This window comes from Pasteurella testudinis DSM 23072, from assembly GCF_900176075.1.
In the GTDB taxonomy this organism is placed as follows: domain Bacteria; phylum Pseudomonadota; class Gammaproteobacteria; order Enterobacterales; family Pasteurellaceae; genus Chelonobacter; species Chelonobacter testudinis.
On sequence record NZ_FWWV01000002.1, the window covers coordinates 1 to 21,838 of the forward strand.

General features: G+C 47.7%; 20 protein-coding genes and 1 rRNA gene. 1 reads left to right on the forward strand and 20 read right to left on the reverse strand.

The window, feature by feature from the left end; genetic code table 11:
• The 13 genes from B8880_RS01590 to atoD form a co-directional block, all read right to left on the reverse strand.
• Window positions 1-113: ribosomal RNA gene (locus B8880_RS01590) — 16S ribosomal RNA — on the reverse strand; the annotation flags it as partial.
• A gap of 435 nt (window positions 114-548) precedes the next feature.
• Window positions 549-1,388, reverse strand: a complete 840-nt coding sequence (murI, locus tag B8880_RS01595) for a glutamate racemase (RefSeq protein WP_084255673.1) — start codon at window positions 1,386-1,388, stop codon at window positions 549-551.
• Entirely contained in the window at window positions 1,385-1,885 is a 501-nt protein-coding gene (locus B8880_RS01600) for a chorismate--pyruvate lyase family protein (protein WP_084255674.1), read from the reverse strand. The genes murI and B8880_RS01600 overlap by 4 nt, the downstream gene beginning before the upstream one ends.
• Window positions 1,878-3,959, reverse strand: a complete 2,082-nt coding sequence (recG, locus tag B8880_RS01605; protein WP_084255675.1) for an ATP-dependent DNA helicase RecG — start codon at window positions 3,957-3,959, stop codon at window positions 1,878-1,880. Before recG ends, B8880_RS01600 begins: the two co-directional genes overlap by 8 nt.
• 13 nt (window positions 3,960-3,972) lie before the next feature.
• Window positions 3,973-6,105, reverse strand: coding sequence for a bifunctional GTP diphosphokinase/guanosine-3',5'-bis pyrophosphate 3'-pyrophosphohydrolase (gene spoT, locus B8880_RS01610; protein WP_084255676.1), 2,133 nt, complete (start codon window positions 6,103-6,105; stop codon window positions 3,973-3,975).
• A gap of 21 nt (window positions 6,106-6,126) precedes the next feature.
• Window positions 6,127-6,399 carry a DNA-directed RNA polymerase subunit omega gene (gene rpoZ / locus B8880_RS01615; protein WP_084255677.1) on the reverse strand — a complete coding sequence of 91 codons (273 nt, stop codon included), beginning with the start codon at window positions 6,397-6,399 and terminating at the stop codon, window positions 6,127-6,129.
• Window positions 6,400-6,482: 83 nt separating this feature from the next.
• Entirely contained in the window at window positions 6,483-7,106 is a 624-nt protein-coding gene (gene gmk, locus B8880_RS01620; protein ID WP_084255678.1) for a guanylate kinase, read from the reverse strand.
• 134 nt (window positions 7,107-7,240) lie between these two features.
• The gene (acs, locus tag B8880_RS01625; protein WP_084255679.1) at window positions 7,241-9,205 is read right to left on the reverse strand and encodes an acetate--CoA ligase; all 1,965 of its coding nucleotides are present in this window, start codon (window positions 9,203-9,205) and stop codon (window positions 7,241-7,243) included.
• A gap of 239 nt (window positions 9,206-9,444) precedes the next feature.
• Complete coding sequence (locus B8880_RS01630) at window positions 9,445-10,788, reverse strand: GntP family permease (RefSeq protein ID WP_084255680.1); 1,344 nt, start codon at window positions 10,786-10,788, stop codon at window positions 9,445-9,447.
• A 174-nt stretch (window positions 10,789-10,962) separates the two neighbouring features.
• On the reverse strand, window positions 10,963-11,739 hold the full coding sequence (locus B8880_RS01635) for a 3-hydroxybutyrate dehydrogenase (RefSeq protein ID WP_084255681.1): 777 nt from the start codon (window positions 11,737-11,739) through the stop codon (window positions 10,963-10,965).
• Between the two features lie 54 nt (window positions 11,740-11,793).
• Window positions 11,794-12,975, reverse strand: a complete 1,182-nt coding sequence (locus B8880_RS01640) for an acetyl-CoA C-acetyltransferase (RefSeq protein ID WP_084255682.1) — start codon at window positions 12,973-12,975, stop codon at window positions 11,794-11,796.
• 27 nt (window positions 12,976-13,002) lie between these two features.
• On the reverse strand, window positions 13,003-13,668 hold the full coding sequence (locus B8880_RS01645; protein ID WP_084255683.1) for a 3-oxoacid CoA-transferase subunit B: 666 nt from the start codon (window positions 13,666-13,668) through the stop codon (window positions 13,003-13,005).
• Between the two features lie 33 nt (window positions 13,669-13,701).
• Entirely contained in the window at window positions 13,702-14,358 is a 657-nt protein-coding gene (gene atoD / locus B8880_RS01650) for an acetate CoA-transferase subunit alpha (protein WP_084255684.1), read from the reverse strand.
• Between the two features lie 308 nt (window positions 14,359-14,666).
• Between atoD and B8880_RS01655 the strand changes: the two genes are divergently transcribed.
• Complete coding sequence (locus tag B8880_RS01655) at window positions 14,667-15,563, forward strand: LysR family transcriptional regulator (RefSeq protein ID WP_084255685.1); 897 nt, start codon at window positions 14,667-14,669, stop codon at window positions 15,561-15,563.
• A gap of 87 nt (window positions 15,564-15,650) precedes the next feature.
• Here B8880_RS01655 and B8880_RS01660 read toward each other — a convergent pair whose 3' ends face one another.
• The 7 genes from B8880_RS01660 to B8880_RS01690 all read right to left on the reverse strand — a co-directional run bounded on the left by B8880_RS01660 (window position 15,651) and on the right by B8880_RS01690 (window position 21,824).
• On the reverse strand, window positions 15,651-16,499 hold the full coding sequence (locus tag B8880_RS01660) for a class II glutamine amidotransferase (RefSeq protein WP_084255686.1): 849 nt from the start codon (window positions 16,497-16,499) through the stop codon (window positions 15,651-15,653).
• 127 nt (window positions 16,500-16,626) lie between these two features.
• Window positions 16,627-17,292 carry an HAD family hydrolase gene (locus B8880_RS01665; RefSeq protein ID WP_084255687.1) on the reverse strand — a complete coding sequence of 222 codons (666 nt, stop codon included), beginning with the start codon at window positions 17,290-17,292 and terminating at the stop codon, window positions 16,627-16,629.
• On the reverse strand, window positions 17,289-18,281 hold the full coding sequence (locus tag B8880_RS01670; RefSeq protein ID WP_084255688.1) for an ABC transporter ATP-binding protein: 993 nt from the start codon (window positions 18,279-18,281) through the stop codon (window positions 17,289-17,291). The genes B8880_RS01665 and B8880_RS01670 overlap by 4 nt, the downstream gene beginning before the upstream one ends.
• Window positions 18,281-19,081, reverse strand: coding sequence for an ABC transporter permease (locus B8880_RS01675; RefSeq protein WP_208610872.1), 801 nt, complete (start codon window positions 19,079-19,081; stop codon window positions 18,281-18,283). The genes B8880_RS01670 and B8880_RS01675 overlap by 1 nt, the downstream gene beginning before the upstream one ends.
• A gap of 1 nt (window position 19,082) precedes the next feature.
• Entirely contained in the window at window positions 19,083-19,919 is an 837-nt protein-coding gene (locus B8880_RS01680) for an ABC transporter permease (protein WP_084255689.1), read from the reverse strand.
• 26 nt (window positions 19,920-19,945) lie between these two features.
• Window positions 19,946-20,743: an alkaline phosphatase family protein gene (locus B8880_RS01685; RefSeq protein ID WP_084255690.1), complete on the reverse strand. Its 798-nt coding sequence runs from the start codon at window positions 20,741-20,743 to the stop codon at window positions 19,946-19,948.
• A 10-nt stretch (window positions 20,744-20,753) separates the two neighbouring features.
• On the reverse strand, window positions 20,754-21,824 hold the full coding sequence (locus tag B8880_RS01690) for an extracellular solute-binding protein (RefSeq protein ID WP_084255691.1): 1,071 nt from the start codon (window positions 21,822-21,824) through the stop codon (window positions 20,754-20,756).
• Window positions 21,825-21,838: the final 14 nt, after the last annotated feature.

Here is a 21,838-nt window from a genome sequence, read left to right on the forward strand (position 1 = left end):
CCCGTCCGCCGCTCGTCGGCAGAGTAGCAAGCTACCCCCCGTTACCGCTCGACTTGCATGTGTTAAGCCTGCCGCCAGCGTTCAATCTGAGCCATGATCAAACTCTTCAATTCAAGTTCAATCGCTCAACGAATCTCTGACTATAATTTTTGAAACTCCAAAAAGTTTCAATTATGAATTTACTATCAGCACTCATTAAGACTTTAGTTTTTAAATCTTTTTTAATTACCAATGCCTTGCACAAGTGCCCACACAGATTGTCTGATATATTGTTAAAGAACAGCTTCCTTGTTTTCAAGGAAAGGATTGTTATTCTACACAATCCCAGTTTTTCGTCAAGCAATTTTTATCTTAACCGCTTCACTTTCACCAACTCGCCAAGCTGTTTTGCTTTGTCGTCGTCAGTGGAAGCGCATTATAGGGCGGCAAAATTTTTTGGCAAGATCTTTTTTAAAAAAAGATCGTTATTTTTGAGGAAAAAAGAACGATTGCTAGTTTCTTAAGCGAAATGCCGATTTAACCGACTTTTTAGGCTTAAAATTTCAACATCAGGTCGGCTTATCTTCGCTTAACAGTTTCCACTCACTAAAGCCGTAACGCTGCATCATACTTTGGAAACCAAAAATATGATTAATCGCCGCAGTAGAAAAAATCCGTTTTTCAGCTGCTTGCAATCGGCTATGCTCTGCAGGGTACAGCCGTTTTTCCTGTAACAAATGTTTAACCCGTTTTGCTACCGCTTTACCGGAATCGACAAAATACTTCACATGCGGCAAGCAAAGTTTGAGTTCATTTTCCAGTAGTGGGAAATGCGTGCAGCCCCAAATGACCGTATCCAACGTTTTCAATTCGACCCAAGGCTTGACGATATTGTGCAACCGCCCCAAATCCACCGAGTCGCCGCGCATTTTCTTTTCTGCCAGTTCGGCTAATTCTGTTGTACCGATTTTCTCGACAATACAATCGGCAGCATAATTTTGGATTAATTCTTCGGTATAAGCCCGTTTCACCGTACCTTTGGTTGCCAACAAACCAATATGTTTCGTTTGCGAAACCTGTGCCGCCGGTTTGATCGCCGGTACTGTACCGACAATGCCGATATGTGGCGGTAAATTTTCCCGCAGCGTCGGCAACACCACCGTACCAGCGGTATTACAAGCAATGACGATCAGATCGATCGGATATTGCGCCACCAACTGGCGACAAACGAGCAAAGTGCGGTCGATAATCTGTTGTTCGCTCTTTTCCGAATAAGGAAAAAAGGCGTTATCCAAGCAATAGAGGTAATGGCAATTTGGCAGTAATGCCTGAATTTCGGCATAGACCGTCAATCCGCCGACACCGGAATCAAACACCAGAATGGTCGGTAATTTTTCTTCTTTTTTCATGATAAATAACCAAAATCATCTAAAAACAGTTCGCAGACCAACAAGCCGCTGTCTTGCACTGTAAAAACAGAGCGTCTGGCGGCTAAGTCACCCATTTTACTCCATTCTAATTTACCGCGTGCGAATTTTTGTTCAAATAAAAATTCACCTAACGGCTTATTGCCTAATGCCAATAACTGCGGAAATTGTTGGCAAAGTTGCGCAGGTATCACCGTCCGTGCGAAGATCCAGCGCTGTTGATCACCGTATAAAAACACTTCGCGCAGCCAATACGTTTCATCTGCCGACAGAACCGCACTTTCATTGCCGAACAGCTCGTTTTGCCAACCTTGTTGCAACAACTCCACTTGAAACAGATTGCAGTGTTGCTTCAATTTTGCGGTTAAGGATTGCTCGCCCAGCAACCAATCCCGTTCCGGCGATGAAAGTGCGGTTGCCCCCTGTTGCCAAACCGCACTTTGCAATAAAGTGCGGTATTTTTTCACCATATCAAGCATGGCTATACATCGTCCGTTGATCGAGCCAGCGTTTAATCAAGCCGTCCACACAACTCGGATAGCGTTCAATAATTTGGCGTGCGTTGTGTTGTACCAAGGGGATCAACTTGCGATCACGCATTAAATTCGCAATTTTAAATTCGGCAATACCGGTCTGTTTTGTACCCAAAACTTCGCCCGGGCCGCGGATTTGCAGATCTTTTTCGGCGATCACAAAGCCGTCTTGGCTGTCGCGCAGCACTTGCAGGCGTTGGCGCGAAACCTTGCCGAGCGGCGGTTTATACAGTAGCACGCAGTAGGAATCAATGCTGCCACGCCCGACCCGCCCGCGCAGTTGGTGCAGTTGCGACAAGCCCAAGCGTTCGGCATTTTCGATGATCATCAAACTGGCATTCGGCACGTCCACGCCGACTTCAATCACCGTCGTCGCCACCAGTAAATTCAGATCACCGTCTTTGAAACGCTGCATAATCTGTTGTTTTTCTTGCGCTTTCATTCGTCCATGCACTAAGCCGATGGCGAGATTCGGTAACGCCCGTTGCAGATCCTGCATAATCGCTTCCGCCGCCTGCGCCTCCAGCACTTCCGACTCTTCGATTAAAGTGCAGACCCAATACGCCTGCCGTTTTTCATTGCTGCACGCCCGATTGACCCGTTGCACAATTTCATCACGCCGCTCTTCAGAAATCACGATGGTTTGAATCGGGGTGCGACCGGGCGGCAATTCGTCGATAATTGAAGTATCCAAATCGGCATACACCGTCATCGCCAAGGTGCGCGGAATCGGGGTTGCAGTCATAATCAGTTGGTGCGGATAAAATTCATTTTTTAGTCCTTTCTCACGCAACATCAAGCGCTGATGCACGCCAAAGCGGTGTTGCTCGTCGATGACCACCAATGATAAGTTGTCAAATTCGACATCTTCTTGAAACAAAGCATGTGTACCGACAATCATTTTCGCCTGACCGCACTTTATCCGTTCCAGCTCGGCTTGACGGGCTTTTCCTTTCACTTTGCCCGCTAACCAGCCGACCCCGATTCCCAGCGGCTCAAACCAGCGGCGGAAATTTTGCGCGTGCTGCTCGGCTAAGATTTCAGTCGGCGCCATTAACGCCACCTGCTTGCCTTGCCCAATCGCCACCAACGCTGCCAATGCCGCCACCAGCGTTTTGCCGGAACCGACATCGCCCTGTACCAAACGCATCATCGGCTCGTTTTTTGCCATATCCTGTCGAATCTCCGCTACCACGCGCTGTTGTGCTTTGGTCGGTTGAAACGGCAGTTGCGCCAGAAAAAGTGCGGTCAAGTGCGGATCAATCCGCAGGCTTTCCGCATTCAAGCGTTTGGTTTCCACCCGGCTTCGCTGCATAGCTAAATTGTGCGCCAATAACTCTTCATAAATCAGCCGTTGCTGCGCAGGATGATTGCCCTGTTCCAGTTGTGCAAAAGAAATATCCGGCGGTGGACGGTGCAGGCAGCTCAGAGCGTCTTTTAGGCTGATGCGGTGCGGATTAAATTCCAACGGCAACAGTTCGTTCACCGGCGTACTATGCAACAATTTTAACGCTTGTTCGGTCAAATTACGCAGTGCGGTTTGGCGCAAACCGTCGGTGGTTGGGTAAATCGGGGTAAGATTTTCTTCCAAGACAACCGGCTGATCGTTGCGGATAATTTGATATTGCGGGTGGTGCATTTCCGCCATAAAACGCCCACGTTTAATTTCGCCAAAGGCTTTTACGCGCGTGCCGGCTTGCAGACTATTTTTCATGCCAGCATTAAAATTAAAAAAGCGTAAGGAGATTTTACTGCTGCCGTCCGACAAGGTGACGCTTAAAATCGGACGTTTGCCGAATGTCACTTCGCAAGTCTGTACCACACCTTCAATAGTGGCGTAGCTGTCGGGACGAATATCACTTAATGGCGTAATGCGCGTGCGGTCTTCATAACGGCTCGGCAGGTGAAACAATAAATCCTGCACGTTGTTAATATTGATTTTGGCGAGCTTTGCCGCCACTGCCGCGCCCACGCCGGCAAGTGCGGTCAGCGGAATGGCGTCCAACAACTGCTCTTTCATTTCTCAACTCGGTTTATTCGTTGATGTTACGTACAATCTCAGTTACACCAGAAACCGAGCCGAGTTTTTTGATGACGCCATTCAATTGTTGTACATTGTGAGTCGCAATCAGCAAGGTGACGACATAAACCCGCCCCTCTTTTTCTTCAGTGGAAATACTCTTGATATTGCAGCCGGTTGCCGCAATCGCCGCCGTTAAATTCGCAAGAATCCCCTGCTTATTCACCATCTCAATCCGCAATTCGGCATCGAATTCGGCGCTGTTTTCACTCTTTTCCCACTCAACCGAAGTGAAATGTTCCGGTTGGTTTTGGCTTTCCCGCACGATATTGGAACAAGACGCATGGTGTACCACCAAGCCTTTGCCCGGGCTGACAAACGCGATAACCGGATCGCCCGGCACCGGATGGCAACATTTGGCGCAACTGATCAGCAAGCCCTCTGCGCCTTTGATAATCAAATTATTAGAATCTTTATGGTTATTCGGAATGCCGTCAGTATCAATCGCAATTTTTTCACCCAGCAAACTGTGCGCAATCACCGCACTCATTTGGTTACCCAAGCCGATCTCCGCCAAAAGATCGTCAAAATCACTCAGTTTTAACTCTGCCAATAAATGTTGCAAGCGCTGCTGATCAATATCTTCCAGTTTGTACGGTGAAAGTGAATGAATCAACTGGCGTTTGCCTAAAATAACCGATTCGTCACGACGTAAACTTTTGAGGGTTTGGCGGATTTTAGAACGCGCTTTGGCGGTGACCACAAAATTGAGCCAACCCGCACTTGGGCGTGCCGACGGCGCGGTGATCACTTCGACGGTTTGCCCGCTTTCCAACGGTTGCGACAACGGATACGGCACGCGATCAACACGTGCACCGATACAGGTTTGTCCAATGTCTGAATGCACCGCATAGGCAAAATCAATCGCGGTTGCGCTGGTCGGCAGCTCGACGATCCGCCCTTTCGGAGTGAAAACATAAATTTCATCCGGAAACATATCGGATTTCACGCTTTCGATAAACTCCAGCGAATTCCCCGAACTTTGTTGCAGTTCAATCAGACTTTGCAACCAGCGCTGCGCACGGATTTGCGCAGTGGTGTTTTTGACCTCGCTGCCTTGCTTATATGCCCAATGCGCAGCGACCCCCATTTCCGCCATTTGATCCATATCTTCGGTGCGGATTTGTACCTCGACCGGCACGCCGTGCGGTCCGATCATCGAAGTATGCAGCGATTGATAGCCATTGGCTTTCGGAATCGCGATATAATCTTTCACCCGACCCGGACGCGGTTTATACAGCCCGTGCATTTGCCCCAGCACGCGGTAGCAGGTATCGACATCATCGACAATCGCACGGAAGGCATAAATATCCATAATCGAATGGAAGCGCTGCTCTTTCAGGCGCATTTTTTGATAGATCGAATACAGATGTTTTTCCCGTCCAAAGACGCGCGAGTGGATACCGGCATCGTCCAACCGCCCTTTGATCTCATCGGCAATACGCTGAATCATCTCTTTCCGGTTGCCGCGTGCGGCTTGGATCACTTTTTGTAACACTTGATAACGGTTTGGGTGCAGGGCTTCAAAGCCCAAATCCTCCAACTCGTTCTTAATATGCTCAATCCCCAAACGGTGCGCCAACGGACTGTAAATTTCCAAGGTCTCTTTAGCGATCCGACGACGTTTGTCTGGACGTAGAGAACCAAGGGTGCGCATATTGTGCGTGCGATCTGCCAGCTTAATCAACACCACCCGAATATCTTTGGTCATCGCCAAAATCATCTTACGGAAATTCTCGGTCTCCGCTTCTTTGCGTGTTCTGAATTTCAATTTATCCAGTTTTGACACGCCTTCGACAATTTCGGCAACACTCTGCCCAAAGGCTTCAGTCAGTTGCTGTTCGGTGTAAGGCGTATCTTCGATGACGTCATGCAACAACGCCGCCATCACCGCTTCGTGATCCAGTTTCATCTCGGCGATAATCGACGCCACCGCCACCGGATGGGTGATATACGGCTCGCCGCTGGAACGGGTTACGCCTTCGTGGGCATCACGGGCGATCACATAGGCTTGCTTCACCAGTTCAATCTGTTCCGGCGGCAAATAGCCTTGGATAATGCGGTTTAGGCTCTCGAATAGATACAAATCACACCTGCCTGTTTTTGCTTATTGCTCTTCAGACAGCAGGGAAACGGCGTGAATTTCCGCAGTTTCTTGTTCCAATTGTTCGTAACGATCCTGTTTGTCCATGATCTCGTTGTTGATCAAGCCTTTTTCGATTTCACGCAACGCAATCACGGTCGGTTTGTCATTTTCCGGCTCGACTAACGGCTCGCGAACATTGGACTGCAATTGTCTTGCACGACGCGATGCGGTCAAAATCAAATCAAAACGGTTGCCGATTTTCTCTACGGCGTCCTGCACTGTAACTCGTGCCATATTTTTTCTCCACTAGACTAAATTGGTTCAAACTTTTTTACCACGTTTTTTGTTAAAAACATCGTATGATACTAAAGCTACCGCTATTTCGCCAGTAATTGCTGAATTAATAATTGACGCGCTCGTTTTTGCGCCTTCAACGTCACTTTCTCCGCGATTAAAATGGCATTGATTTCAGCCAACGACTGCTCGAAATTATCATTAATAATCAAATAATCATACTCGTCATAATGTTCCATCTCGCCAATCGCCTTTTCCATACGGGCAGCGATCACTTCGGCGGAATCCTGCCCGCGCCCGATTAAACGCCGTTCCAATTCGGCTAATGACGGCGGCAGAATAAAAATGCTTTTGCAGTCGGGCATCTTCAACCGCACTTGCTGCGCGCCCTGCCAGTCGATATCCAAAAAGACATCGATCCCCTGCGCCAAACTCTGTTCAATCATCGGAATCGACGTACCGTAATAGTTATCGAAAACTTTAGCGTATTCCAAAAATAATCCCCGTTCAATCAGGCTTTCAAACTCGGCGACACTGCTAAAATAGTAATGCACTCCGTGTTCTTCACTCGGACGTGGTTGGCGCGTGGTGTGGGAGATCGAGACTTGCGCCTTATTCGCCGTCACCTGTTTTAACAACGCCGCAATCAGCGAGGACTTACCCGCACCGCTCGGCGCGGAAACAATATAGAGTTGACCTTGTTGCATAATTTTCCTTATTGCTTGTTATCGTTTGATTATGTCGCAAAACGCAAAAAAAAGCAGTCGGAAAATACATTGTTTAGCAAGAAAATAGACAAGTGCGGTTCAAATAAACCGCACTTCGGTAAAATACGGCTAAATTACAACACCTGCCGTTGCAATTGTCCGATAATTTGCGGGTTTTCCAGCGTGGAAATATCTTGGGTGATCATTTCGTTTTTGGCAATCGAACGCAATAAACGGCGCATGATTTTGCCGGAACGGGTTTTCGGTAGGTTTTCGGCAAAGCGAATGTCTTCCGGTCGCGCGATTTTGCCGATCTCTTTCGACACCCACTGTTTCAACTCGTCGGCTAAGGCTTTGGCTTCTTCGCCCTCAGGTAGCGGCGTGTTCAGCACCACGAACGCTACCACCGCCTCACCTTTGATTTCGTCCGGTTTGCCGACTACCGCCGCTTCCGCCACCTGCGGATTGGCGACCAACGCCGATTCGATTTCCATCGTGCCTAAACGGTGTCCCGACACGTTCAGCACATCATCGGTGCGCCCCAGAATCCAGAAATAACCGTCTTCATCGCGGTGCGCCGAATCGCCGGCAACATAATATTTGCCGCCGAGTTCCGTCGGGAAATAGGTGGATTGATAACGCTGATCATCATTCCAAATCGTACGCAACATTGATGGAAACGGACGCTTGATCACCAATATTCCGCCGCTTTGATCGCGAATTTTCTGCCCCTGCTCATCAACCACATCCGCCATAATGCCCGGTAGCGGCAAGGTACAAGAACCCGGTTTCATTGAGTTAATCCCCGGCAGCGGCGACAACATGATTGAGCCGGTTTCGGTTTGCCACCAAGTATCGACAATCGGGCAACGTGCTTTACCAATCACATCGTACAGCCACATCCATGCCGATGGGTTAATCGGTTCACCGACACTGCCCAGCAAGCGCAACGAAGAGAGATCGTATTTGTGCGGAATCCAATCGCCGACGCGAGTCAAAGAGCGGATCAAGGTCGGCGAAGTATAAAACACGCTGATTTTATGGCGCTGAATAGTCCGCCAAATCCGTCCCGGATCAGGATAACTCGGCACGCCTTCATAAATCACCTGCGTGGCGCCGTTCGCCAATGGGCCGTAACAAACATACGAATGTCCGGTAATCCAACCCACATCGGCGGTGCACCAATAAATATCGTCCGGTTTATTATCAAACACATTGCGGAAAGTATTGAGCGCGCCTAACAAATAGCCTGCCGTGCTGTGCACAATTCCCTTTGGTTTGCCGGTCGAACCGGAAGTGTAAAGAATAAACAGCGGATCTTCCGAATTCATCCATTCCGGTTCGCAAAAATCCGGTTGGTGTTTTGATAATTCATGCCACCAAAGGTCACGTCCGTTTTTCCACGGCGTATCAATATTCAAACGATAATAGACCACCACGTTTTGTATGGTCGGGCAACCCATCTCCAAAGCTTCGTCCACGGTCTCTTTCAACGGAATAATTTTGCCGCCGCGCAAGCCGCCATTGGCAGTGATCACCAATTTGGCTTCGGCATCTTCGATCCGATCTTTCAAAGCACCGGCGGAAAAACCGCCGAATACCACCGAATGAATCGCACCGATTCTGGCACACGCCTGCATAGCGATCACCGCTTCCACCAACATCGGCATATAAATCACCACCCGATCACCTTTACCGATGCCCAGTTCGCGCAAGGCATTGCCGAAACGGCAAACCCGATTATGCAATTGACTGTAGGTGAAACTGTTGACCTGCCCGAAGTCGGACTCAAAGATAAGTGCGGTTTTGTTGCCTTTGTCCGGCAAATGCCGATCGAGACAGTTATAGGAGGCATTGAGTTTACCGTCCGGAAACCATTTGTAGAACGGTGCATTGCTGTCATCAAAAATGGTCATAAACGGCTTTTTCCAACTGATTAACTCGCGCGCCAAATCCGCCCAGTACTGCAAATAGTCTTTATCGGCGAACTCCCACAAGTCTTGATACGTTTCCAGCTGCCCGATATTGGCGGCTTGGCGGAAATCATCACTCGGTTTGAAAATACGGTTCTCTTTTAATACGGAGTCAAGGTGTTGCATATCGGCGTTCCTCTTAACGAAGTTACAGGAAGCGAAAGAAAGCAAACGATCGCTATATATGAGACAAGCTACCGTTTACCCTATATGAAGTTAAAAAAATGAGCAAGAGTTGTTAATAATTTGTTTCAAGACTTAGATCACAAAATCGAGGAATTTATCGCGGTGTCGTATGCAAAATGATACCTTGATCACAAATAAAACGGCATGGAGTATTAACTGATCGCCATGCCGAATTCTGATTAAACTATGCCGATACTCGCCAAGCCAATAACAGTGATTAACGAAATCGTAGGAATGATTAAAGACACCATCGCAATATCAAAGTAACTCTGGCGATGACTCATGCCCGTTATCACTAAGAGGGTTAATACCGCCCCGTTATGCGGCAAGGTGTCCAATCCGCCGGAAGCAATGGCGGCAACACGGTGAAAATGTTCAATATTCAACCCTTGTGCCATTGCCAATTCATAATATTTCTGCCCCAAACTTTCCAGCGCAATCCCCATGCCTCCGCTGGCGGAACCGGTTGCACCGGCTAAAGCGGTGACGGATATGGCTTCTGAAATAAGCGGCGAACCTTTGATATTTAAAAGAAAATCAGATAACAGCGCAAATCCGGGAACCGCTTTGACCACCGTGCCGAAACCAACTGCGGCCGAAGTGTTCATGATTGCCAAGACCGAGCCGTTTGCCCCTTCATTAATCGCCTTGATAAACGTTTTATAACGCGGCACACTCAGCACTAAAATCAACATGATCCCGATCAGCAGTGCAATGATAATCGACAGTTTGGTCACATTCAGCGCCACGACAACGGAAACCAGCGGTAACATCGAAAACCAGAAATTCGGGTTTTTATTTTCAATCGGCTGCATTGCCTTTTCCGTCTGTTCTGAGGCTTTTTCCAAATTTTCTTCATCTCCGCTTTGCACCGGTTGTTTCGCTTCAAGCTCGATAAATACCTGCCCTTTGGCGCGAAGTGCGGTTTCACGATAAACCAACCAATAATAACCCAATACCGCCATAATCAAAGCGGATACGATCCCCATCAACGGCGCTGCCGCCGGTGTAGTATGAAAATAGTTGGTCGGGATTAAATTTTGAATTTGCGGCGTGCCGGGAATAGCCGTCATGGTGTAGGTGAATGCCCCCAGCGCAATCGCGCCCGGCAAGAGCCGACGGGAAATATTCGCCTGACGGAACAGCGACACACCAAGCGGATAGACGGCAAAAACCACCACGAACAGGCTTACGCCGCCATAAGTTAAAATCGAGCAGGCGACAACGACGGCTAAAATTGCCCGTTTTGCACCAAGCCATCGGCTGATCGTTGCGGCAATGGCATTCGCCATTGCGGTGACTTCCATCAACTTGCCGAAAATAGCGCCCAACATAAAAATCGGAAACCATGTTTTGGCAAAACCGACAAAACCGCTCATATAATCACCGGTATAAGCGGTCAATAAATCCAAGCCGCCAAACAACGCAACGACACCGGCGGCTATCGGTGCGACCCAAATAATCGACCAACCGAGAAAAGCCAAAACAATAATGATAGTAAGACCAAGCAAAATACCCAACATATTACTTCTCCTATAAATGAATCGATTCTTGGCGCTAAACGCAACAAACCGACTGCATATTGCAACATCTTGTGGGGTCAAAAAAAGCGGGTTTCGTCCTTGAAACCTGCTTTTGATCTGTCCTGTTCAGGGGCAGTGTGCAGAAAAATGCCCGACTCTGCCCTGAGGTTCTTGTTATTGCGCGGTATAACCGGCATCGATCACCAAGTTGGTTCCGGTAATATGCTTCGCACAAGGGCTGGAAGCAAAGAGCACTAAACTGGCGATATCATCAATATCAATTAAGGTTTTTTGCGGAATTAACGGATAGAGCACCTCTTCCAACACATTTTCAAGGCTGACATTGCGTGTTTTCGCCAAATCTTTCATTTGATTCAACACTAACGGCGTTTCAATATAACCCGGGCAAATCGCATTAACGGTAACGCCGTCTTTGGCGCACTCTAAAGCGGCAACCCGTGTAATCCCGATAATCCCGTGCTTAGCGGCGTTATAGGCGACTTTACCGGCAAAACCGACCAACCCGTTAATCGACGAAATATTGATAATCCGTCCGAATTTCTGCGCTTTCATGAGCGGCAAACAGTGCTTTATACTCAAAAAAGAGGCTCGCAACATAATCTGCAACATCAGATCGAATTTTTCAGTAGGAAAATCCTCTATCGGTGCAACATGTTGAATACCGGCGTTATTGACAAAAATATCCAATCTGCCGAAGTGGCGTTGTGCCGTCGCAATCAAATTTTCAATCTCTGCTTCTTTGGTCACATCGGTTTTAACCGCCAATACATTCGGGTGATCAAATTCTTTCAACCGTGCTGTCAATGCTTCCTCATTGACATCGCTGATCACGACTTTCGCTCCGTTTGCTAAAAATTTCTTCGCCATATGCAAGCCGATACCGCTGGCTGAACCTGTAATCACAGCGACTTTTCCATTTACATCAATCATCTTTAACCTCTACTTGTTATTATTAATCGGACTGTTACCACTAAAAGAGAAAATCTACACCCGTTCAAGAACCATCGAAATGCCCTGACCTCCTCCGATACACAATGTTGCCAAACCCAATTTCGCGCCTCTTGCCCTCATACCGTACAATAACGTCACCAAAATACGCGCGCCACTTGCGCCGATCGGATGTCCAAGCGCAATTGCCCCGCCATGGACATTGGTTTTATTCATATCAAAATGCAACGCTTTCCCCACGCCCAAAAACTGAGCGGCAAAGGCTTCGTTTGCCTCGATCAGATCCATATCGTCTAAGTTTAAATTAGCTTTTTGCAAGGCGTTTTGCGTTGCTTGAATCGGCCCCAGCCCCATGACGGCAGGATCGTTGCCTGCACTGGCATAGCTTCTAATCCGCGCCAACGGTTGCAAGCCCGCTGCAAGCGCTTGACTTTCCCGCATTAACAACAGTGCCGCAGCGCCGTCATTAATTCCGGAAGCATTGCCTGCCGTGACCGTTCCCTCTTTTTTAAATGCCGGTTTCAATGCCGCAAGTTGTTCGAGCGTGCTATCAAATTTCGGATGTTCGTCACGACTGAAGAGTGTTTCGCCTTTTCGTGTTTTCACCGGCACCGGAATAATTTCCGCATCAAATACGCCCGATCGCACCGCTTGCGCAGCAAGTGTTTGCGAACGCAGGGCAAACTCGTCTTGCTGTTGCCGGCTAAGCGCGTAGTGCTCAGCGATATTTTCAGCGGTAATCCCCATGTGATAATGGTTAATGGCACAAGTCAGACCGTCTTCAATCATGGTATCCTGCAAGGTTAAATTACCCATTCTTGCCCCTAACCGCACTTTACTGCTCAGCAGATACGGCGCTTGGCTCATATTTTCCATGCCGCCGACCACCACCACATCTGCATCACCGCTGCGAATGGCTTGTGCGCCCAACACCACGCTTTTCAGTCCCGAACCGCACACTTTATTAATCGTCAATGCGGCAGCTTGCTGTTGAATACCGGCTTTTAACGCCGCTTGCCGCGCCGGATTTTGCCCCAGACCGGCTTGCAGCACATTGCCCATGATCACTTCGTCAACCTGATCCGCTGCAACATTTGCCCGTTTTAAAACCTCTTCGATCACTAACGCACCGAGATCAACCGCACTTACCGTCGCAAGCGCACCGTTAAAACTGCCGATCGGCGTTCTGACGGCGCTGACAATAACAATATTTTCCATACCTGTTTCCTTTTATATGACTATCGGTTACATAGATTGACGGCTGATCACCATCTCTTTAAAATCGTCCGCCACAATAAAATCAGCGTCGGTTTTGGCTTTAATCGTCTCCAAATCGACGTTTGGCGCGTGTTCTTGCAAAATTAATCTGCCGTCAACAAAACTAAATACCGCTAATTCGGTCACCACCATATGTACTTTATTTCTGGCTGTTAAAGGCAAAGTACATTTTTTCAGAATTTTTGACGAACCCGATTTGGCACAATGTTCCATACCAATAATGACCTTGCGTGAACCCGTAACCAAATCCATCGCCCCCCCCATACCCGGCACCATTTTGCCCGGCACCATCCAATTCGCCAGATTTGCTTCCTGATCGACTTCCAACCCGCCCAAAACACAGGCATCAACATGTCCTCCGCGAATAAGCGCAAAGGAAAACCCACTGTCAAAAAACGCGCCGTCAGCCTTAATTGAGCAAGGCTGTCCGCCTGCGTTAACAATATTCGGATTCGCCGTTTCACTATCCAAAGCGGTCAATCCCAAAAAGCCGTTTTCAGACTGCAACGTGATGTTCACATCATCAGGCAGATAATTTGCCACCATTGTCGGCAAACCGATTCCCAAATTGACGACATCCCCGTTTTTAAGTTCCATTGCAATACGGCGCGCAATTAATTCTTTTGCATTCATATATTTTTCCTTCTGATTGCTTCACTTAACTGATCAAAGTGCGGTTTTCAACACAATATGGTCTACCAACGTTGCCGGCGTGATCACCTGATTCGGCTCTAATTCCCCTGCCTCAACCAAATAATCCGCCTCGACAATCACTGTTTTACAAGCCAACGCCATTAACGGATTAAAATTTCGGGCGGCACCGTCATAGATCAAATTGCCGCAAGTATCCGCCGTATGCGCTTTAATCAACGCCAAATCGGCTTTCAACGGCAGTTCTAATAGATAATCGACCTGATCAATTCGTATCTTTTGTTTTCCCTCTTCCACCACCGTTCCTACTCCGGTTGGCGTTAGAATTCCGCCCAAACCGGCACCACCGGCACGAATACGCTCTGCAAAAGTGCCTTGCGGCACCAACTCCACCTCAATTTCTCCGGCAATCATTTTTTTGCCGGTTTCCGGATTAGTGCCGATATGGGAAGCAATCACTTTTTTAACCCGATTATTCACAATAAGCGGCCCTACGCCGCTATCAACCAATGCGGTATCGCTACTAATCAGCGTAATATCTTTAGTGCCGGCCTCTAAAATCGCCTGCACCAGCGTTTCCGCCGAACCGATCCCCATAAAGCCGCCGGACATAATCGTCATACCGTCAAACAGATAATTTTTAATCTCGGCAATAGCAATAACTTTAGACATAATGACTCTCCAAATGATATATATTTTATTTATACATAATTAATTGCACGCTTAATCCGTAGAAAATAGAACAAGCTACTTCTAAATCTTTTATATTTTTCACATTTCTTTTTTATTTAAAAAAATTCATAATTTTAATTATTTTTCATAAAGTTATAAGAAACCCCTCTATTGCCGTTATGATTTGAATTGAGCATAACAAGAAAAAAACAGAAAAAGAAATACCGATTTTTTAGACATCTATCAATTTTATTTATAGATTTTTAAGATAAAATGGGAATCGTCAAGCACGTTAACGGGAGAATGATATGGATATTCGACATCTGCGCTATTTCATCGCGATTGTGGATAACGATTTTAATTTAAGCCGCACTTCACAACATCTGTATATTTCACAGCCGGCACTCAGTATGATGATTAACGACTTTGAAAAACGGGAAGCCATTCAATTATTCAAGCGCGCACAGGGAAAAATAATCGGTTTGACTTACGTTGGAGAAAATTATTATCACGATGCAAAAGAGATTATCGAAAAATATAATAATATGAATCACAATCTCCGCAAAATCACTAATAAAATTATCGGAAATATTACTATCGGCATTCCGCCATTGGTTCTATCCGTTGTATTTTCTGAAATTATGCCGCATTTAATTCTTAATAATCCGACCATTAACTTCAGTATTAAAGAACAAGGCGCATATGTATTAAAAAATGAATTATTAATGGAAAATATTGATTTGGCCGTGTTGCTTTATCCGGAAGGTATTTCTAAAAATATCATTGATTCTTTTGAAATTTCACATTCCGAACTGGCGGTTTTCTTCTCGCCACAACACCATCTGGCACAAAAATCAATCTTAACATGGCAGGATTTGCATAATGAAAAAATGGCGATCTTTGACAAAACGTTTATGATTTATCACCAGCTAAGTGAACATTTCGAACGGCACAATAGTTATCCGAATATTATTTTAGAATCCAGCTCTTGGGACTTTTTATTAAACTCAACCAAAATCAATAAAGAATTATTCACAATTTTACCATTCCCGATTGCGGAAATTTACCCTGCAAGCGATTATGTCTGCCGAAGAATTAAAGATCCGGTGCCTTGGCGAGTAACATTATGTCGATTGCGAAAAAATAATTACAGTAATATTGAAAGTTATATTTTAGATTCGCTACTTAACGCATTTAAATCTTAAAGGATAATATGCAAAAAAGAGGAAAAGTTAAACCGCACTTTTGGATCGGATCAACCCTAAAAGTGCGGTTTGGAGATTTAACATAAATCAAGCGGCATTCTGCGTTTCAATTTGATCTTGTGCCCGACACATCGTGCCGTCATCTTCCATTTGTTTGAACGTGCCGACGACTTCATGGATTTTTTCGCCGTCTTTGAACATCACGCAGCCGCCGTGTTCCATTTTGACCCACTCTTCGTTTTTGGTCAGCGGAAAGGTCGAGATGATGTTCACCCGATCATTCGGTTGGGCGAAGTCGTTAAAGTCAATCACACCGTCGTCGTCAATACGGAACGCTTTGCCGAACGGCGCTTTGCGCATCACATAGTGCAGGTTGGTCGAGCAGTGCGCCAGCATGATTTGTCCGTTGGAGAGGATAAAATTAAACGTACCCAATTCCGCCAATTCGCTTGAAATATCACGCACTGCATCAAAGATCGCCTGATCGTCCGGCTTCTTGTGATAGCGCACTTTAAGTTTTTCCACCATGTAACAGAACGCCGCTTCCGAATCGGTGCTGCCAATCGGTTGCGCGCGGCTTTCGGACAGATCCGGCATGGTTTTCAAATTGCCGTTGTGGGCAAACACCCAGTTTTCGCCCCAAATTTCGCGCATAAACGGGTGGGTGTTTTCCAGATTCACCAAGCCTTGCGTTGCTTTGCGGATATGGGCGATCACGTTCAGCGATTTGATATGATATTGCTTGACGCAATCGGCGATCGGCGATGAACTGCACGGTTTATCATCACGAAAAACACGCACGCCTTTACCTTCAAAAAAGGCGATACCGAAGCCGTCGGAATGGTGGTCGGTGATCCCCGCACGGCGGCGGAAACCCTCAAATGAAAAAACAATATCGGTCGGGCTGTTACAGTTCATGCCCAAAAGTTGACACATAAAATGCGATCCTGCAAAACTCAAAAATAATGCTTCTTTAAAGAAGCGAAAAGATAAGTGAATGGTGCAGAATTATACGCTTTTTTTATCAATATAAAATAGGGGGATATTCTTTTTCGCAGATTTTTTATCCGTTTTCACGCTGCCAGCGCAAAATCGGCCAACCGCACTTTTCCGCGTACTGGCGCAAAGTGCGGTCAGGATTGACCACTTTCGGACAACCCACTTCGTTCAGCAGCGGCAAATCGTTACGCGAATCGGAATAAAACGTTGCTGTGCGCATTAAATCAGGGTAATCCTCGCCTAAATAATCCTGCAAACGGGTGACTTTGCCCTGTTGATAACTTAACACGCCAACGGTGTTACCGGTGTAATGTCCGTCCACCAACTCGGTTTGAATGGCAATCACCTCACGGATTCCCAAACGTTTCGCCGCCGCCTGCACCACAAAATCGGCAGTCGCCGAAATCACGATCAACCGTTGTCCGGCAAGTTGCGCCTGTTTGACGGTCTCTTTTGCCGCCGGATAAACACGCGGCTCAATCTCATTCAAGGCAAAAAGTGCGGTCTGTTTGGCAATCTCCGTTTGCGACATTCCCCGCAGCGGCGCGAGGGTGAATGCCATATAATCATCCATCGACATCTCACCGGCGGCATATTTCTGCATCATCGCCTGTTCCTGCTCGACAAAATCCTGATCCGCCAAACCGCGATGCAACATAAATTCGCTCCACAAAGAAGCGCTGTCGCCGTCGATCAGCGTATCGTCCAGATCAAATAGCACTAAACTCATTGCAACTCCCTGATTTGCCCCTGTTCAAAACTGACACTGACCGGCGTGCCCAACGGAAAAAAATGTTCGCGCGACAAATTGAGTTTATCCACCGTCAGATCCACGCCGTCCAACCGCACTTTATAACGGATAATATTGCCTAACAGACTACGCTCGACAATCACGCCGCGGCCATGCTCGCGATCAGCCTCCAGACTGATGGATTCGGGACGGATCGCAATGTCGGACCGCACTTCGCACCCCAGAAGCCGAGCCGCATCTGCGGCACTGAGAATATTGTAACTGCCGATAAAACCGGCGCTGAAATGGGTTTGCGGCGCGAGATACAAGGTTTCGGCATCGCTGTGTTGCTCGATCCGCCCCTGATTCATCAACACGATTCGATCCGACATAGTCAAGGCTTCTTCCTGATCATGAGTGACGAAAATCGTGGTTAAATTCAGTTCCTGCTGAATTTGGCGGATTTGTTGACGCAGGTGTTTGCGAATCCGTGCGTCCAGCGCCGACAGCGGTTCGTCCAACAACAGCAGATCAGGCCGCGTGACCAACGAACGCGCCAGTGCCACCCGCTGGCATTGTCCGCCGGACAGTTGTTGCGGATAACGATCGCGGTATTTTTCCAGTTCGACCAGTTCCAAAATCTGCCCGACCCGCTGTCTGATCTCTTCCGACCGCACTTTACGCATTTTCAACCCGAACGCCACGTTGTCATACACCGTCATATTCGGAAACAGCGCATAGCTTTGGAACACCATCGCGATATTGCGTTTTTGCGGCGCGGCGTGGGTAATCTCCTGCCCATTGAGCACGATCTGTCCGCTGTCAATCTCGGTCAAACCGGCGATACAGCGCAATAAGGTGGATTTGCCGCAGCCGCTCGGTCCTAACAAAGTGACGAATTCCCCTTGATCGGCATGAAAACGGATATTTTCGAAAATCGTGTTTTCGCCGTATTTTTTATCCAAATCAATTACGTTCAAATAAGACATCAGCTTTTCCTTTTCTCTCGGCTCAAGGTGTTCGCCAGCAAGGTGGCGATTAAAATCAGTAAAAAATAGGACACCACCAGCGCACTGGAATAGTGACCGCTGCGGTTACGGATATTGTATAAATAGACCTGCAACGTTTCGTATTGTCCGCCGACCAACATATTGGCAAACAGAAATTCGCCGATCAGGAAGGAAAAAGAGAGGAAAATTGCCGATAACATGCCGTTTTTCAGATTGGGCAAAATAATCTGCCATACCGCCTGCAAAGTGCTTGCGCCCAACAAATGGGCGGTATCGACCAGATCGCGCAGGTTAATCGCACTTAAATTATTTTCAATCGCCCGATAGATAAACGGCAAGGCGATCATGAAATAGCAACCGATTAAAATCCACGGCGTGCCGGTGATCGCAAAAGGCTCATCGGAATAGAGCTGCAACAGCCCGACCGACGACACCACCGGCGGAATGGCAAACGGCAAAATCACCACCAGATTCATCAACGGTTTCAGTTTCGGGAAGTAATAATCCACCACAAAAATCACCGGAAAGGTGAGCACAATCGCCACCAAAAGTGCGGTAAAACAGATCCACAGCGAGCGGAAAAGTGCGGTCAGGAAACGTTCATCAGTCCAGAGCTGGACATACCAATCAAACGTCAGTCCGTCCGGCAGCAAGGTCGCGCCCCAACTGGTGGAGAGCGAATAAAGTGCGGTTGCTAAAATCGGCGCCGCCAAAATTACCATCAGCAATGCCAACACCAGATAATGATAAAGGCGATCGATTTTTATCTTTTTCATCATATTATCCCTTATCTTGGTAGTTGTAGCGTTTGCTCAACCAACGGTGAATAACCGTCACCAGCAACATCAAGCCGATGAGGAACAGCGATAGTGCGCTCGCCAAATACGGATTGAGGAAAATATCGCCCGACACCAGCGCCCCGATCCGGATCGGTACTACGTTGAAATTGCCGCTAGTTAAGGCATAAATCGTGGCGTAAGCGCCAATGGCATTGGCAAACAGAATCACCAGCGTGCCGAGCAACGCCGGCATCAGCACTGGCACGGCAATGCGGCACCAATACGCCGCCACATTCGCCCCCAATAACGCCGCCGCTTCCTGCCACTCTTTTTTCAAGCCTTCGAACGCCGGATACAACAGCAACACCGCCAGTGGAATCTGGAAATAGGTGTAGATGATGATAATCCCGACTTTGGAATAAATATCAATCGTTTCAAACTGATAGTGGCGCAACAGCAGGTTAACCGCACCGTTCGCCCCTAACAGGATAATGAAAGCAAACGCCAACGGAATGCCGGAAAAGTTACTGGTCATGCTATTAAACGACAAAATAAAATCGCCTATGCGCGAGGGGCGCACCGCACTTAACGAATAGCTGCCGAACAGCGCGATAACCAGCCCGAACAGGCTTGACCAGATCGCGATTTCAAGGGAATAACGAATCGCCTGCAAGTAAAACGAGGAATTTAAAATTTCACTGAAATTTTGCAGCCCCCAGCCGCCGTCTTCAATTTGGAAACTGTTCAACACAATCCAAATCAACGGCACGATTTGAAATGCAAAGAAAAAAAGCAAAAACGGTAGTGTTACTGATACGGCGAGCCACTTACCTTTCATACAAGCCTCTTAGTTTAATCATTCCGTTATTTTAATAATGCGGCACAAAACGGTTTGTCGTGTTCAACCGCTAAAATTTGGCAAATCGTGCCGCAAATTTCGGTTTGTAAAAGTGCGGTATCCGCCAAGCTAAACGCCTCGCCGAATACATAAAACGGCACTCTTGCCTCCGTTTCGGAATCGGCACAATGGTTGCCGTCATCGTTCATGCCGTGATCGGCGGTGATAATCACCTGATAGCCCTCTTGCAACCAATTCGCCAGATAATCAGACAGAATATTATCGGCACGACGGGCGGCGTCACGGTACTGCTTGCTGTCCTGACCGAATTTATGTCCGATATCATCAATATTCATCGAGTGAAACAGGATAAAATCCGGCTGTTGATGGTGACGCAAGCTGTCGCCGTCGGCGAACAAATGCGAATCGGGGTAATCGTCTTCATAATAAAAATGGGCGTGCTGAATCGGCAAATGCGGTTCATGCACATGGCGATCCAGCACCGGATTAAACGGGGTGCGGTTATACAACTCACTCACCCAATGGTAAGCCGCAGCCGCCGTTTTCAAACCGGCAGCCGAAGCATAATGAAAAATACTCCGATTATGCGACAAGCGGGTGATGCGATTATTCACCACGCCGCTGTCAATCGGCGCAACACCGGTGAGCAGACACTCGTACAATGGACGCGACAGCGCCGGCAGTTCGCTTTGCACTTGATACAATTTGCCCATGCCGCGCCGACATAACGCCTGTAAATGCCCCATGGTTTGCACGGCGGTGGCATAATTCAAGCCGTCTAAAATCACCAGAATTGCTTTCATTATCAAACCCTTATTTCATGTTAATAATGACTTTTTCCTGCCATAAACGCGGCAGCTGTTTCGAGGATTGTTCCCACGCTTTGGCGTCTTGGATCGGACGGGCGTTTTGATACTGCTCCGCCGGCAACAGTTTCGCCACCACATCTTGCGGCAATGTGAGTTTTTCGGCGCGGATCGGGCGGGCGTAGCCGCGTGCCAAGTTGATTTGTCCTTCGTCAGACAAGATATATTCGCGAGCCAACTTCGCCGCATTCGGGTGTTTGGCATATTTATTGATGATGGTGGTGTAACCGGAAACCACCGAGCCGTCGGACGGAATCAGCACTTCAAAGCGGTTCGGATCGATTTGATCACGGTAGTTCAAGCCGTTGAAATCCCAGACCACGCCGACTTCCACTTCGCCTTTTTCCAAGTTGGCAATGCTTGGATCAACCATACCCAAACGGCCTTGTTTCGCCAGTTCGGCAAAGAAATCCAGCGCCGGCGTTAAATCTTTTTCATCGCCGCCGCGCGCAAAGTTCGCCGCCAGCACGCCGTTCACCGCTTGCGCCGCCACGCTGACATCACCGACCGTCACTTTGTAGTTGCCTTGCAACAAATCGTTCCAGCTGCGCGGACTCTCTTTCACCGTATCCTTATTGATGATAAACGCGATTGTGCCGGTATACGCCAACATCCAGTGGCCGTCTTCATCTTTCGCCCATGCCGGAATGTCGTCCCAATAGCTGGTTTTATACGGCTGGGTCACGCCTTTTTGCACTGCAATCGGTCCGAAAGACGCACCGACATCACCGATATCCGCAGTGGCATTTTTCTTCTCCGCATCAAACTTGGCGATTTCCTGCGCCGAGCTCATATCGGTATCAGTGTGTTTCAAACCGTATTTTTCGCCCAACTGCACCCAAGTATCTTTCCAGTTCGCCCAAGTGTCCGGCATACCGACACTGTTGACTGTCCCCTCTTGTTTCGCTGCCGCTTCCAACGCCGCCAAATCCCCTGCGGCATACGCAGATGACAAGCCGACGCTAAGTGCGGTTAAAGCAATGGCTAAACTTTTTTTATTAAAATATGACAAGCCCATTTGAGTCTCCTTTT

Excerpts from the sequence above, each read along its gene's own strand:
- B8880_RS01685 (WP_084255690.1), bottom strand. The coding sequence starts at position 20,743 with ATGAAAGCAATTCTGGTGATTTTAGACGGCTTGAATTATGCCACCGCC.
- gmk (WP_084255678.1), bottom strand. The coding sequence starts at position 7,106 with ATGCAACAAGGTCAACTCTATATTGTTTCCGCGCCGAGCGGTGCGGGT.
- atoD (WP_084255684.1), bottom strand. The coding sequence starts at position 14,358 with ATGTCTAAAGTTATTGCTATTGCCGAGATTAAAAATTATCTGTTTGAC.
- B8880_RS01690 (WP_084255691.1), bottom strand. The coding sequence starts at position 21,824 with ATGGGCTTGTCATATTTTAATAAAAAAAGTTTAGCCATTGCTTTAACC.
- B8880_RS01645 (WP_084255683.1), bottom strand. The coding sequence starts at position 13,668 with ATGAATGCAAAAGAATTAATTGCGCGCCGTATTGCAATGGAACTTAAA.
- B8880_RS01680 (WP_084255689.1), bottom strand. The coding sequence starts at position 19,919 with ATGAAAGGTAAGTGGCTCGCCGTATCAGTAACACTACCGTTTTTGCTT.
- B8880_RS01665 (WP_084255687.1), bottom strand. The coding sequence starts at position 17,292 with ATGAGTTTAGTGCTATTTGATCTGGACGATACGCTGATCGACGGCGAC.
- recG (WP_084255675.1), bottom strand. The coding sequence starts at position 3,959 with ATGAAAGAGCAGTTGTTGGACGCCATTCCGCTGACCGCACTTGCCGGC.
- B8880_RS01600 (WP_084255674.1), bottom strand. The coding sequence starts at position 1,885 with ATGCTTGATATGGTGAAAAAATACCGCACTTTATTGCAAAGTGCGGTT.
- B8880_RS01630 (WP_084255680.1), bottom strand. The coding sequence starts at position 10,788 with ATGTTGGGTATTTTGCTTGGTCTTACTATCATTATTGTTTTGGCTTTT.
- murI (WP_084255673.1), bottom strand. The coding sequence starts at position 1,388 with ATGAAAAAAGAAGAAAAATTACCGACCATTCTGGTGTTTGATTCCGGT.
- B8880_RS01640 (WP_084255682.1), bottom strand. The coding sequence starts at position 12,975 with ATGGAAAATATTGTTATTGTCAGCGCCGTCAGAACGCCGATCGGCAGT.
- B8880_RS01675 (WP_208610872.1), bottom strand. The coding sequence starts at position 19,081 with ATGATGAAAAAGATAAAAATCGATCGCCTTTATCATTATCTGGTGTTG.
- rpoZ (WP_084255677.1), bottom strand. The coding sequence starts at position 6,399 with ATGGCACGAGTTACAGTGCAGGACGCCGTAGAGAAAATCGGCAACCGT.
- B8880_RS01670 (WP_084255688.1), bottom strand. The coding sequence starts at position 18,281 with ATGTCTTATTTGAACGTAATTGATTTGGATAAAAAATACGGCGAAAAC.
- B8880_RS01655 (WP_084255685.1), top strand. The coding sequence starts at position 14,667 with ATGGATATTCGACATCTGCGCTATTTCATCGCGATTGTGGATAACGAT.
- acs (WP_084255679.1), bottom strand. The coding sequence starts at position 9,205 with ATGCAACACCTTGACTCCGTATTAAAAGAGAACCGTATTTTCAAACCG.
- B8880_RS01660 (WP_084255686.1), bottom strand. The coding sequence starts at position 16,499 with ATGTGTCAACTTTTGGGCATGAACTGTAACAGCCCGACCGATATTGTT.
- B8880_RS01635 (WP_084255681.1), bottom strand. The coding sequence starts at position 11,739 with ATGATTGATGTAAATGGAAAAGTCGCTGTGATTACAGGTTCAGCCAGC.